The organism is Aeromonas sp. ASNIH4, from assembly GCF_002934425.1.
Lineage (GTDB): Bacteria > Pseudomonadota > Gammaproteobacteria > Enterobacterales > Aeromonadaceae > Aeromonas > Aeromonas hydrophila.
Map to the genome: position 1 here is coordinate 2,848,593 of NZ_CP026217.1, position 13,406 is coordinate 2,861,998.

The following is a 13,406-nucleotide window of genomic DNA, read 5'->3' on the forward strand; positions in this document are numbered from 1 at the left end:
TCTTGCTATTTATTAATCAAAAATGCATAAAAAGATTTTGATTCGCGCGAATTATCTGCCCCTGCCGGCACTCTTTTCTGCTGTTTTCGGCGATTCGCACAACAATTTTCGCCCAATTGCGAAAAACACCAAATATTCACCTGCATCCAGGCCTGACAAAAATCATAAATTTGGCTGCAGGGTGTGCACTTTTCTCTGGCAAGAGGCCACTTTTACCCTTCACTACAGGAGTTACAGATGAGTCATTCCCTCTCCCAGGCGGATTTTCTGGCCCAGGTCGCCAGCCGCAACCCCCATCAACCGGAGTTCATTCAGGCCGTGAGCGAGGTGATCGCCTCCATCTGGCCTTATGTGACGCGCCACCCCCGCTACCTGCAGCACGGCCTGCTGGAGCGGCTGGTGGAGCCGGAGCGGCTGATCCAGTTTCGGGTGAGCTGGGTGGATGATCGAGGCCAGGTGCAGGTGAACCGGGGCTACCGGGTGCAGCACAGCTCTGCCATCGGTCCCTTCAAGGGGGGGATGCGCTTTCACCCCTCGGTGGATACCTCAGTGCTCAAGTTCCTCGCCTTCGAGCAGACCTTCAAGAATGCCCTCACCACCTTGCCCATGGGCGGTGGCAAGGGGGGCAGCGATTTTGATCCCAAGGGCAAGAGCGAGGGAGAGGTGATGCGCTTTTGCCAGGCGCTGATGCTGGAGCTGCATCGCCACCTCGGCGCCGATACCGACGTGCCGGCCGGCGACATCGGGGTGGGCGGGCGCGAGGTGAGCTACATGGCGGGCATGATGAAGAAGCTCACCAACCGTGCCGAGTGCGTCTTTACCGGCAAGGGGCTCTCCTTTGGCGGCAGCCTGATCCGCCCGGAAGCCACCGGTTACGGCCTGCTCTATTTCGTCGAGGCTATGCTGGCCAACCGGGGGCTATCCCTGGACGGCATGACGGTCTCTGTGTCGGGCTCAGGCAACGTGGCCCAGTACGCCATCGAGAAGGCGATGGCCCTCGGCGCCCGGGTCATCACCGCCTCCGACTCCGGCGGCACCGTCTACGATCCGGCGGGCTTTACCCCTGAGAAACTGGCGCGGCTGATGGCGCTCAAAAACGAGCAGCGCAAACGCATCGCCGATTACGCCCACGAGGAGGGGCTGGAGTTTTTCAGCGGCCGCACTCCCTGGCACCTGCCGACGGACGTCGCCCTGCCCTGCGCCACCCAGAACGAGTTGGATGAGTCGGACGCCACCACCTTGATTGCCAATGGCGTGCAACTGGTAGCCGAGGGGGCCAACATGCCGAGCAGCGCCGCCGCCATCCGCCGCCTGCACGAGGCCAAGGTGCTGTTTGCCCCGGGCAAGGCCGCCAACGCTGGCGGGGTCGCCACCTCGGGCCTCGAGATGAGCCAGAATGCCCAGCGCCTCTGCTGGAGCCGGGAGGAGGTAGACGCCCGCCTCAAGGGGATCATGACCAGCATCCACGCCACCTGTGTGCACTATGGCCAGGATGAGACGGGTCACGTGAACTACGAAAGCGGCGCCAACATCGCCGGATTCGTCAAGGTGGCCGACGCCATGCTGGCCCAGGGGGTCTGCTGACGCCGCCAGCGACCGCACAGACGGATCCCCGTACCACAGAGGGCAGCCCCGGGGCTGCCCTCTGTTTGCTCGGATGAGCCGCTCACTGTCTGTACTTATCACCTTGTTTCCCTTAGGCTTTAAGCCAGCTTTCGACCCTTAGTACGGCCGCCGTGGACGCGGGGCCGCCCCTCTTTTATCAGTGCCAAGGATTCTCCCATGCTGGCTCACACCCGCCGCCTCGTTCGCCGCCTTCTTCTCAGCCTGCTGGGTTTGCTGCTGCTTGGCTGGACCCTGGTAGCCTACTTCGCCTGGCAGGCGGCGCCGCTGCAGCCCTGGCACACCCTGGTGCCGCCCGAGCTCAGCGCCGAGCAGCTCGATGACAGCAACTGGCAGGCCTATCTGGCCCACGAGCAGCAGCTGTTCGAGCTGGTGACCAAGGAGGTGATCGCCAGAACGCCGCCGGAGCAGCAGCTCGACAGCAATCGCTACTATCAGGATGCCCCCATCAATCCGGCTCATTTTGCAACCGACTGGAACCGCTCCTATCTGCTGCGCCCGAGCGGCGAGGTGAAAGGGGTGGCGGTGTTCCTGCATGGTTTGACCGACTCCCCCTACAGCCTGCGCCACCTGGCCCAGCGCTACCGCGAGCAGGGCTTCATCGCCCTGGGGCTGCGCATTCCGGGCCACGGCACCGTGCCGGCCGGGCTGGTCGACATCGACTGGGAGACCTGGCTGGCCGCCACCCGGCTGGCGGTGCGCGAGGCCAGGGTGCTGGCGCCCAGCCCGCTGCCGCTGCATCTGGTGGGGTTTTCCAACGGCGGGGCGCTGGCGGTGAAATATGCGCTCGATGCGGAAGGTGACAAGACAGGGGCACTGGCAAGGCCGGATCGGCTGGTGCTCATCTCCCCCATGATAGGGGTGACCCGCTTTGCCCGCTTCGCCGGTCTCAAGGCGGTGCCCGCCCTGCTGCCCGCCTTCGCCAGCGCCGCCTGGCTCGACACTATGCCGGAGTTCAACCCCTTCAAGTACAACTCGTTCCCGGTCAACGGCGCACGCCAGTCCTACCGGCTGACCCACGCCATCCAGCAGCAGGTGCGTGAGCAGGCCGCCAGCGGCGAGTTGGCGGCCTTCCCGCCCACCCTCACCTTCCAGTCGGTGATGGACTACACCGTCAGTACCCGCTCCATCATCGCCGATCTCTACCACTTCCTGCCTGCCAACGGCAGCGAGCTGGTGCTGTTCGACATCAACCGCGGCACCCTGTTCGGCCCGCTGCTGAGCAGCGCCTCCGAGCTGGCGCTGAGCCACCTGTTGCCGCGCCCGCCACTCTCCTACCGGCTGACGGTGGTGGGCAACCAGGCTCCCGCCAGCACCCGCACCCAGGCCAGCAGTCTGCCGGCCGGCGGCGGGCCTGAGCAGATCCAGCCCCTCGACATCGACTACCCCAGGGAGATCTACTCCCTCTCCCACGTGGCCCTGCCCTTCCCGATGGATGACCCCCTCTACGGCATGGCGCCACGGCCCGAGCAGCGCGAGCAATACGGCATCAACCTGGGGGGGTTGGCCCTGCGCGGTGAGCGCGGTGTGCTGATCGTCAACTCCGGCGCCCTCACCCGCACCTCCTCCAACCCCTTCTTCCCCTATCTGCAACAGAAGGTGATAGAGACGCTGACAGCGCCAGCCCTACCGCCGGCCGGCAAACAGCCAACCCCGGTCTGGGACAGCGAAGACGAGGCCGCCTATCAGGCGGAGCGGGAACAGTTTCTACAGGATGCGCAGGAGAGCGAGGCTCCCTTCTAGGGCCCTTGTCAGGACCCGTTGCGGCTGTGTGTCAGGATGGGGCCAGCGCAGGGCCTCTCACCACTTGCCCCGATCGCTCCGGCAGGGCGGCATCCACCGGCCGTCACCCGATACCAAGCGCCATCAGGGATAACGGCTGATCTCAATCAGGTTCTGATCCGGGTCCAGGCAGTAGACCGACTCGATGGGGCCGCAGGCTCCACTCTTGGTTACCGGCCCCTCCACAATCTCCACCCCGTGGCAATGGAGCTGGGCGATGACCTGTTCCAGCGGCCAGCGGGTGATGAGGCAGAGATCCCCCGAGCCCACCTGCGCCCGGTTGCGCGGCTCCTGCCCCAGCAGTTGCAGATTGATCTTCTGGTTGCCAAAGCGCAGGGCCCGGCGCCCCGCCCCGAAGGTGATGGCTTCCATGTTGAGCACTGAGCTGTAAAACGCGACGGCCCGCTCGATGTCACTGACCGTCAATACCAGATGGTCGATATGGCTGATCATGTCCCCTCCTGGCTGATATGTGTCGATAGCGCTGGCCCGACAGACGGGTCTGTGGGCGCCCTCATCATACCCAATTGTCTACCAATCAACTGTGCCGAATGGCGCAAAGATGGCCGAGTAAAGCCGCTAGCTGAGTGAAGGCGGCGTTGGCCTTCACTGTTGGGTACCACACGCCTGGTCACGCTGGGCCAGCAGGGTTTCATCATCACTGTCCATCGCGGCCAGAATGGCTTGATTGCAGGCGCGCTCAGCCTGCCGGGCCGCATCCGGTTTACTCTCGCGAATATCGGCGATCATGGGGCGGTAGTTAACTGAAGCTGCGCAATACATGGCGCGATACTGAGGCTGCTGCGAGTGGCTGTCATCCTGGCGCGACAACTGATCGCACAGCTTGCTAAATAGCGCTGCCGCCTTGACGGTGCATTGGCTGAAGCGCCGTGCATCCTGCTCGTAACTGCGGCAGACGCTTTTCGGCTGCAACTGCCAAAACTGGAAGGCAAAGGGGATTTGTTCCCCCTCATACTCCACCACCAGCGATTTGAGCTCAGTGCCATAAATATCCGCTACCTGCTGCTGTACCAGATTGAGATAAGCCGAGAAAAGATAAGAAACCGGATCCATCACCACCTCCTTGTGGTTGACCTGGGTGAACTGACGTCTGTGACTCGCCCTGCGCTAAGCCTCTAATTAAAGAACCCACTCTAGCCTACTGCTTACTATCAGCTAATTGCTTGATGATGCACACATTATTATGCCAACACAGCTGAAATAAGGTGTCGATTGGATTAAGATGCACGCCATATCAGGTAACTCGGATGGGGCCATCCCGATCAAATCGGGGCTCTAGGCGACCGAGAAACAGGGCTGAGGAGCCAGTTTTGCACGGGACATGGACAGAAGAGGAACTAAGGGCGACGGTCAGCGCCTATCTGGCGATGCGCACCATGGAGCAAAATGGCATCCCCTTCGTCAAAAAGCGCTATTACACCGAACTCGCTAACCAGTTTGGCCGCACCGAGAAGGCATTCGAGTATCGAATGCAGAACATCTCCTATATCTGCGCCCTGCTAGGGCGGACCTGGGTATCAGGTCTCAAGCCGGCTAAAAACGTGGGCCCCCACAATGCCCCCATCATAGAGCGCCTGCTCTGTGAACTCGATGGCCAACCCTATACCGGCAAGGCTGCCTTTGAGCATCAAGTGAGCCGCTACCAGACCAAGCCAGTACTCCCCACGCCCATCGGCATCCAAGAACCACAGCAGCGTTATGCAACTAACACAAGCTATGGGCGAGATCCAAAGGTAAAGGCTTGGGTATTGATGACGGCGGCAGGCCATTGCGAGAGCTGCGCACAACCGGCCCCTTTTCATGCCACCACGGGAGACGCCTTTTTAGAGGTGCATCATCTGCGCACACTCGCCGAAGGGGGTTCGGATACCATCAGCAACACGGTGGCGCTCTGCCCTAATTGCCACCGTGAGCTGCACTATGGCGTCAACCAGGCACAAAAGCGTGAGGCTCTTTACCAGGCGCTGCCCAGGCTAGTGCGAGAATAACGCGCCTTCTGCGCTCATAAAAAATGGCTCGCCAATGGCGAGCCGTTTTGGTCTGGGTCAGCAGGGGATCCGCTCGATGCGGCCACCGCTCAGTTTGAAGAAGGCATCCTGCGGCAGCTCCTGCAGCCAGGTGGTGGTGTAGTCCAGATCCGCATAGGCGCCGCGCAGCATGGCGCCGAACAGGCCGTGGGAGACCACGATGGCGCGCTCGGCTATGCGCTCATCCTGCAGCCAGCTCAGCGCCCGGCCTTGAATGCTCTGAAAACTCTCCCCCTCGGGGGCTTGCAGATACCAGTCTGGCTGCTCCAGATCGAGCTCGGGGTGGGCCGCCAGCAGCTCGGGCACCCGGCGACTCTCCCACTCCCCCATCCCCAACTCCACCAGCCGCTCGTCCCAGACGATACGCGCTTGGTCCAAGCCAAGCTGCTGGCACACCCGCTCCGCCGTCTGGCGCGCCCGACCGAGGGGGCTGACGTAAAGGGTCCAGTCGGCAGGTTCGGCCAGGAGCTTGGCCAGGCGGGCCCCCATGGCGAGGGCCTGGGCCTCGCCCTTGGCGGTCAGTTCGGAGTTGCAGCGACCCTGCAGCCGCAGTTCGGCGTTGTAACGGGTCTGGCCGTGGCGCAGCAGATAGAGGGTACGGGGCATGGTTTCTCCAGCAGGTTCAATGAGATAACAAAAAAAGAAGAGGCATGATAACAGATGCGCCGGGGCAGCCAAGGCGCAGGCGGGGGGCGTAAAAAAACAAAACGGGTCAATGCTGACCCGTTAATGCTGGCTGGCGTAGCACTCAGCCCTTCTTGATCTCCCGCAGATAGCGGTAGATGGAGTGAACCGAGATGCCGAGCTGGCGGGCCGCTATCTGGGCGCTGTCCTTGAGCTCGAAGATGCCGAGCTCATGCAGCTGGTTGACCATGACCCGGGTCTTCTGGGACGGAGGCACCGCCTCGTTGCCGCGCACCTCGGCACTGACGGTGTCGATGGTGCTGTTGAGGGCCTCGTCGATGTTGCGGGCAAACACCTCCGGAGTGGCATGACCATCGTGGCCGTGCAGGCACTCCGGCATCATGGTGCGCAGCACGGATTGCAGCGGGGCATCCATGTCGGTGTTGATGCAGAGCAAGCCGATGGCCTGCCCCTCACCATTGCGAATGACGGTGGTGAGCGAGCGCAGCGTCTTGCCGGTGGCGCACTTGGTCATGTAGGGGCTGGAGATATCCTGCCCGCTCTTGAGTTTCATCATCGCCAGGTTGGTGATGGGGGCACCGACGCTGCGCCCCGTGATATGGCCGTTGGCAATCTTGATGATCGACGGATTGCGCGCATCCAGGCTGTGTAGCAGCACCTCGGTGTGCTGACCATACATGGCGGCGATGCCGTCCACGATGATCTCCATCGCCTTGAGGATCTCGAAATCGGTCGGACTCAGCTCTTGCAGCTTCACATTGAAACCTTATAAAAGGGCCGCCGACCCGGGCAAGGGCGGCAGCCGACAGGGACACTCAGGCGGACATGATATCAATAATGGTGCTGTCTGTGGCAGACATGCCGTCTTTGACCATCTGGCCCACGTTGCGAATGGTCTGCTCCACGTTGCCCGCCACGATCCCCTGCCCCGACACTGCATGGCTGTTGAGCGCCATCAGGAAACCGCGCACCGCCGCCCCGGAGGAGGTGCTCACCTTCATGGCGCAGGAGGCCTTGGCGCCGTCGCACACCATGCCGGCGCTGTCGCTCAGCACGTTCTGGATGGCGTGGCAGGATTGCTCGAAACTGCCGCCCGCCAGATAGACCATGGCCATGGCGGCCGCCGCGCTGGTGACCGTGTTGCCGCAAAAGGCTGACAGCGGCGGATAGTGGGACTTGATGTAGATGGCCCCCAGGTGGCTCATGATGAGGGCGCGGGCCAGCTGCTCTTCGCTGGCACCGAAGCGCTCGGCGATGACCACCACCGGGATGGTGGCGGCGATGCCCTGGTTGCCGCTGCCAAAGTTGCTCATGGCCGGCAGGCTGGCGCCCCCCATGCGGGCATCGGAGGCCGCCGCGGTGCGCATCACGATGCGGTTCATCACGTCCTCGCCGATGAGGCCGGCCTGGATGTTCTGCTGCATGGTGCGGCCAATCTCGAGGCCATAGGGGTTGTTCATCCCCTCATCGGAGAGTTTGCCGTTGAGCTCGGAGGCCTGCAGGATAAAGCGGATCGGCTCGAACTCCACCTGGGTGGCGAACTCATGAATGGCGGCGATGCTGATGTCGACCCCGTCGCAGATGGCGCCGGTGGCGCCGCCCTGGCCCTGCTCGGCCGTGAAGGTCACTTCATCATTGCGGCGCTGCTCGACGATGCGGGTATGGCCACCGCACAGGGTCACCTCGGCGCTGTGCTCGGTGCCCTCTGCATCAAGGCCCAACAAGCGGACCCGGCAATAGATGAACTCGGGGGCCGAGGTGCGGCTCACCTGTACCTGGCCTGCATCGATCAGCTCCTGCGCCTCTGCGACCTGGGCCGGCGTGATGGCGGCCAGCACCTCCAGCCCGGCCTCGGCGTTGCCGCCGATGGCGCCGGCAGCCGCCGCGATGGCCAGCCCGATCTTGCCGGTGCCCGGCACATAGACCCCCATGGAGTTCTTGTAGAGGTTGTCCGACACCACCACCTCCAGCCGAACGGGCTTGCAGCCCAGTTGCCGGGCGGCGACGGCGGCGGCATAAGCGGCGGCGATGGGCTCTGTACAACCCAGCGCCGGTTTGACAACCTGTTGAATAATCTGCAGATACTGCTGCCACGCTTGCTTCATCAGAACACCCTTTCTATCAACATTAACCAGCGATGTGAGCGATCGCTTCCACTTCCACCCTGACACCCATCGGCAGATCCTTCACCGCAAAACAGCTGCGGGATGGGCAATCTTTCAGGAAATAGCGTTTATAAACCTCGTTGAACGCGGCAAAATCACTGATCTCGGCGAGATAGCAGGTAGTCTTGAGCACGGTATCCAGGTTGCCGCCGGCGGCTTCCAAGACATGCTTGAGGTTCTCCAGCGCCTGGCGGCTCTGAGCTTCGATGCCCCCTTCCACCACGCCGCCCTGCTGTTTGCACACCGGCAGCTGGCCGGAGGTAAAGATGAGGTCGCCATAGGCAGTGCCATGGCTGTAGGGACCGATGGCATCGGGTGCGGCATCCGCCACGATGATCTTTTTCATATCGCCACTCCTTAAAATGCAATTATTTTTGCAATCAATAGTCTCGTCTTGTTCAACATTATTTGCTTATTAGGCATTCCATTCAACTAAAACCTGCAAAAACAGCGATAAATTTGGTAGCAGGCGCAAATTGAAAGCGTGATCTGTCTCCCTCTTTAGGTAGAAGAGCGATAAAAAGCATTGTTTTGCCGCTTTTTATTCAACTATATTTGCGCCTGATTTTTACCCCTACAAAAACAAGGTATTTTATGGACGCGCACAGTACGACACTCACCCGGCCCGTGATGGGCACGCTGGAATGGAAAGAAGCGGTTCGTTTTGACAGCACCGACTGGGGCTGGGTCATCATGAGCATCGGCATGGCCATCGGGGCGGGGATCGTCTTCCTGCCGGTGCAGGTAGGATTGATGGGGCTGTGGGTGTTTCTGCTGTCGGCGGTGATCGGCTACCCGGCCATGTACATGTTCCAGCGCCTCTTCATCAATACCCTGGCCACCTCGCCCGAATGCAAGGACTACCCCAGCGTCATCAGCGGCTACCTCGGCAAGAACTGGGGCGTGCTGCTTGGCGCCCTCTACTTCGTGATGCTGGTGATCTGGGTGTTCGTCTACTCCACCGCCATCACCAATGACAGTGCCTCCTTCCTGCAAAGCTTCGGGGTCACCCAGCAACTGCTCTCCGAGAATCCCTTCTACGGGCTGGTGCTGATCTGCGCCCTGGTGGCGCTGGCCTCGCGCGGCGAAAACCTGCTGTTCAAGATCTCCACCTTCATGGTGCTGACCAAGATCAGCGTGGTGGCGGTGCTCGGCCTGATGATGGTGGGCAAGTGGGATGCCGCCAACATCACCGCCATGCCGGCCAGCGGTGACTGGCTGAAGGATGCCATCGTCATGCTCCCCTTCACCCTCACCTCCATTCTCTTTATCCAGAGCCTGAGCCCCATGGTGATCTCCTACCGCTCGCGGGAAAAATCCCTGGAAGTGGCCCGCTTCAAGGCGATGCGCGCCATGAACATCGCCTTTGGCATTCTGTTCGTGGTGGTGTTCTTCTACGCCGTCTCCTTCACTCTGGCCATGGGCCACGAGCAGGCGGTCAAGGCTTCCGAGGAGAACATCTCGGCGCTGGCCATGGTGGCCCAGGGCATGCCAGGCCAGACCCTCAAGCTGCTCAGCCTCACCCTCAACATCTTCGCGGTGATGACCGCCTACTTCGGCGTCTATCTCGGCTTTCGCGAGGCCTGCCAGGGGCTGGCGATGAACCTGCTGCGCCGGGTGATGCCGGAAGATCGCATCAACAAGGGGCTGGTAGGCAAGGGCATCATGCTGTTCACCGTGCTGCTCTCCTGGGGGGCCATCGTGCTCAACGCCCCGGTGCTGAGCTTCACCTCCATCTGCAGCCCCATCTTCGGCATGGTGGGGTGCCTTATCCCGGCCTATCTGGTCTATCAGGTGCCGGCGCTGCACAAGTACAAGGGAGTCTCCCTCTACATCATCATCGTCACCGGCCTGCTGCTCTGCGTCTCGCCCTTCCTGGCGTTCAACTGAGCTGCGACCTTCTCCCATCGGCAACGGGCCACCCTGAGGGTGGCCCGCTTTTCTGACCCATTCAGCCCCCTCGCCACGGGAAAAAGCCAAGGGGATCACAACTTCCACCCCGCCCCCAGCCGAGCCACCCGGCGAGGAGTAATATCCAGCCATCCCGCTACACGCCCCGTCGGGGCCCGAGGCTTCATATGAAATGGATATTCACGCCCGCCATCCGGCTCGGCAATCAGCTCTCCTTCAAGTACAAGTTTTTGCTCTGGTCCTGCCTGATGCTGCTGCCGCTGGCCTACAGCATGACCAACCTGCTGGGTCGGCTGCAGGATGACAACGCTCAGGCCCGCAAGGAGCTGGCCGGCGTGGTCAAGCTGGCGCCGCTGCCCGCCATCGAGCAGGCCCTGCTGACCCATCGCAACCTAGTCACCCGGCACGGCTATGAGCAGAACCCGGTCGGCGAAGAGGAGGTCAAGGCCGCAGCCCGGGCCGTCGATGCGAGCCTGGCTGCCTTTGCCGCCACCAAACAGCAAAACCCCGTGTTCGATACCCTCGCCCAGGAGTGGTCCAGCCTGCAAAGCGAGGCGCTGGGACTCGAGGTGGATCAGAGCAACCTGCGCCACGACAAGCTGCTGACCGAGGTACACCACCTCTACAAGAGCATCACAGCCGCCAGCAGCCTGGTGCAGGATCCCGCGCTCGGCACCTACTACATGGTGGTGCTCGCCAGCGAGCGGCTGCCCCAGCTGCGCGATCTGCTGGCCCAGGTGCGGGATCGGGCCGCCACCATCGCCGACTTCGGCCTGTTTCAGGCGCAAGGCTATAGCGCCCTGCGCTTTCGCCTCGACCTCATCAACGCCACCCTGCAGGAGCTGGAGGCCGACCTGACCCTGCTCTATGAGATGGCGCCCGCCTATCGCAGCGAACTGGGCCAGCAGACCGACGCCCTGCTGCAGCAAGCCCATCAGGGGGTCGACACCCTGGAAAACAAGATGATGAAGGACCAGCAGGTGCAGCTCTCCAGCAAGGAGGTGCTGGCGCTGGGGGATGGGCTGGATGCCGCCATCACGGCGCTGGCCGGTCAGGTGCGCCAGCGGCTGGAGGCAGACCTGCACCAGCGCATGACCGCCAACCAGCGCCACTTCTGGTGGGTGACCGGGCCGCTGACCGCCATCCTGCTGGTCTATCTCTACCTGATGATCGGCGCCTACCTCTCCTTGCGCGGTACCGTGGGCCGGGTGCGGGAGATCGCTGCCCGGGTCAACGCCCAGGATCTCAGCCAGCAGATCGAGATCGTCGGCCAGGATGAGCTGGCCGCCATCAGCCGGGATTACAACGTGACCCTGCAGACCCTGCGCACCCTGATGCTGCGGGTGCGGGAGAACGGCGTCAGCGTGGTGGAGAGCGCCACCGAAATCGACGCGCGGACCTGCCGCTCCCAGGAGGTGATCGCCGATCAGCAAGGGGAGACCCATCAGGTGGCTACCGCCATCAAGGAGCTGGCCGCCACCTCCCACGACATGGCGGGCAACGCCCAGCAGGCCGCCCGCATGACCCAGGAGGCGCAGGCCGTGGTGGGTCAGGGCGAGGCGGTGGTCGAGCGTACCATCAAGGCCATCGACCACATCAACCGCGAGGTACTGCGCACCGCCGAGACCATCGGCCAGCTGGAGCAGCAGTGCAGCCAGATTGGTGGCGTGATCGGGGTGATCCGCGGCATCGCCGAGCAGACCAACCTGCTGGCGCTCAACGCCGCCATCGAGGCGGCCCGCGCAGGCGAGCAGGGACGCGGCTTCGCGGTAGTGGCCGACGAGGTGCGCTCGCTGGCCAACCGCACCCAGGGGGCCACGGTCGAGATCCAGCAGATGATCGAGCAGTTGCAAACCGGCGCCCGTGCCTCGGTCAGCGCCATGTCCGCCGCCAGCCGCGAGGCGCAGGAGGGGGTCGGTCTGGCCCAGGAGGCCCAGCAGGCCTTTGGTGCCATCACCGAGCGGGTGGGCAGCATGGTCGACACCAACTCGGTGATCGCCAGCGCCATCGAGCAGCAAGGGGCCGTGGTCAACGAAATAGAGCGCAACGTGGTGCGCATCTCCGATGGCAGCGACGAGGCGCTGCAGGTGGCCAACGCAGCCCGCGACGCCGCCCGCCAGATCCACCAGCTCACCGAGCAGCTGCGTGCCATGGTGCAAAGCTTCGTGCTCTGAGCCGGCGCCCGTCACCTACGCCAGCCCCCTGCCGGGGCTGGCTTTTTTTGCCAATTCAGACGATCGGGCAGCATTGTTTTTCTTGGCGAAAAAAGTATCAACTGCCCATTGTGCGCTGAGGATAAAGCGGGGTAATCTTCAGCCACAACAAGATTCGAACGTTACCTTTATTGCCTGCAACGGGCCCGGGGAGCAGTTCGACGCCCGAGAAACAGTTCGATGAAAGTTCGGCGAGAGGAAGCTCGCATCACGACACAACCGTTCAGGCGAGGTATCGCAAATGGCGAAGTACCAGTTTTTCTCTATCCCGGCCTCCAACCGGCAGCAGTACACCTTTATCGACATGGCCTCCCCCACCTTCCTGCCCGAGAAAGAGGCGCTGCTGGCACAGGGGTTCGAGGTGGAAGAAGATTTCATCGACGCGGCCAACCCGCGTGAGGCGGTGGAGAAGTATCGCTCCAACTTCCTCTACGTGGCCGATGAGATAGGCAAGTCGGACGCCGGTTACGCCGCGGCCATCGCCCTGCAAGAGCTCGGCAAGGGACTGCTGGGGCAGAAGCGGGGCAATTGAGCTGATAAATGAAGTGCGGCCATCGGCAAGCTGCCGATGGCCGCAGGCAATGCTGGCAATGTAGTTCAGCAGCGGGCGAGCTGGCGGAGCATCTCGATAAGCTCCTCTTCGCTGCTGGGCTCATAAGCGAGCTGCAGGCAGGGCGCGGCGCCCCCCATCAACATGTAGACGTGGGTGCTGCAGTGATCGTAGTGATACCACTTACCGTCGATACAGACGTCGGTGTAGCATCTCGGGTCCCTTTCAAGTTCCATACGCACATCCTTTTGTTACATCCCTTCAACATCACTCTGACCGTAAGATAACCCGGCCGCTGCAAACTTGATGCAGATCAAGGGAAGCGACGGCCGACGCGGATATCTGCCGGATCTGCGGCCCATGGGGCCCAACACCGACATCCATCAGCCACCCCCAGTTCAAGGCTCACAGCGGCGGCGGATCATGCGCAACAAAAACGGCGCACGCAGGCGCCGTTTTTTTATGCCCG

General features: G+C 62.3%; 13 protein-coding genes. 6 read left to right on the forward strand and 7 right to left on the reverse strand.

Features of this window, described 5'->3' with window-relative positions; genetic code table 11:
* Window positions 1-237 precede the first annotated feature (237 nt).
* Together gdhA and C2U40_RS13075 are read left to right on the forward strand one after the other, a co-directional pair.
* Window positions 238-1,584 (forward strand): NADP-specific glutamate dehydrogenase, encoded by a 1,347-nt coding sequence (gene gdhA / locus C2U40_RS13070; RefSeq protein WP_103827696.1) that lies wholly within the window; start codon window positions 238-240, stop codon window positions 1,582-1,584.
* Between the two features lie 198 nt (window positions 1,585-1,782).
* Window positions 1,783-3,366 carry an alpha/beta hydrolase gene (locus C2U40_RS13075; protein WP_103827695.1) on the forward strand — a complete coding sequence of 528 codons (1,584 nt, stop codon included), beginning with the start codon at window positions 1,783-1,785 and terminating at the stop codon, window positions 3,364-3,366.
* A gap of 123 nt (window positions 3,367-3,489) precedes the next feature.
* Here C2U40_RS13075 and C2U40_RS13080 read toward each other — a convergent pair whose 3' ends face one another.
* Window positions 3,490-3,858, reverse strand: coding sequence for a VOC family protein (locus C2U40_RS13080; protein ID WP_010634411.1), 369 nt, complete (start codon window positions 3,856-3,858; stop codon window positions 3,490-3,492).
* A gap of 153 nt (window positions 3,859-4,011) precedes the next feature.
* Window positions 4,012-4,479 (reverse strand): hypothetical protein, encoded by a 468-nt coding sequence (locus tag C2U40_RS13085; RefSeq protein WP_103827694.1) that lies wholly within the window; start codon window positions 4,477-4,479, stop codon window positions 4,012-4,014.
* Window positions 4,480-4,736: 257 nt separating this feature from the next.
* Here C2U40_RS13085 and C2U40_RS13090 point away from each other — a divergent pair, with 257 nt between their 5' ends.
* Complete coding sequence (locus C2U40_RS13090) at window positions 4,737-5,414, forward strand: HNH endonuclease (RefSeq protein WP_233768773.1); 678 nt, start codon at window positions 4,737-4,739, stop codon at window positions 5,412-5,414.
* 57 nt (window positions 5,415-5,471) lie between these two features.
* Here the strand turns inward: C2U40_RS13090 and C2U40_RS13095 are convergent, their stop codons facing one another.
* The 4 genes from C2U40_RS13095 to C2U40_RS13110 all read right to left on the reverse strand — a co-directional run bounded on the left by C2U40_RS13095 (window position 5,472) and on the right by C2U40_RS13110 (window position 8,609).
* Window positions 5,472-6,059: a histidine phosphatase family protein gene (locus tag C2U40_RS13095; protein ID WP_103827692.1), complete on the reverse strand. Its 588-nt coding sequence runs from the start codon at window positions 6,057-6,059 to the stop codon at window positions 5,472-5,474.
* 142 nt (window positions 6,060-6,201) lie between these two features.
* Window positions 6,202-6,855: a helix-turn-helix transcriptional regulator gene (locus C2U40_RS13100; protein ID WP_017779224.1), complete on the reverse strand. Its 654-nt coding sequence runs from the start codon at window positions 6,853-6,855 to the stop codon at window positions 6,202-6,204.
* Between the two features lie 58 nt (window positions 6,856-6,913).
* A complete protein-coding gene (locus tag C2U40_RS13105; RefSeq protein ID WP_045529787.1) occupies window positions 6,914-8,203 on the reverse strand; it encodes an L-cysteine desulfidase family protein in 1,290 nt (429 codons plus the stop codon).
* A 22-nt stretch (window positions 8,204-8,225) separates the two neighbouring features.
* Window positions 8,226-8,609, reverse strand: coding sequence for a Rid family detoxifying hydrolase (locus C2U40_RS13110; RefSeq protein ID WP_103827691.1), 384 nt, complete (start codon window positions 8,607-8,609; stop codon window positions 8,226-8,228).
* A 248-nt stretch (window positions 8,610-8,857) separates the two neighbouring features.
* Between C2U40_RS13110 and C2U40_RS13115 the strand changes: the two genes are divergently transcribed.
* The 3 genes from C2U40_RS13115 (at window position 8,858) to C2U40_RS13125 (ending at window position 12,919) form a co-directional block, all read left to right on the forward strand.
* A complete protein-coding gene (locus C2U40_RS13115; RefSeq protein WP_041218311.1) occupies window positions 8,858-10,153 on the forward strand; it encodes an amino acid permease in 1,296 nt (431 codons plus the stop codon).
* Window positions 10,154-10,341: 188 nt separating this feature from the next.
* On the forward strand, window positions 10,342-12,348 hold the full coding sequence (locus tag C2U40_RS13120; protein ID WP_103827690.1) for a methyl-accepting chemotaxis protein: 2,007 nt from the start codon (window positions 10,342-10,344) through the stop codon (window positions 12,346-12,348).
* Between the two features lie 280 nt (window positions 12,349-12,628).
* Window positions 12,629-12,919: a hypothetical protein gene (locus C2U40_RS13125; protein WP_065478216.1), complete on the forward strand. Its 291-nt coding sequence runs from the start codon at window positions 12,629-12,631 to the stop codon at window positions 12,917-12,919.
* A 65-nt stretch (window positions 12,920-12,984) separates the two neighbouring features.
* Here the strand turns inward: C2U40_RS13125 and C2U40_RS13130 are convergent, their stop codons facing one another.
* Window positions 12,985-13,173, reverse strand: a complete 189-nt coding sequence (locus C2U40_RS13130; RefSeq protein ID WP_042065358.1) for a hypothetical protein — start codon at window positions 13,171-13,173, stop codon at window positions 12,985-12,987.
* Window positions 13,174-13,406 lie beyond the last annotated feature (233 nt).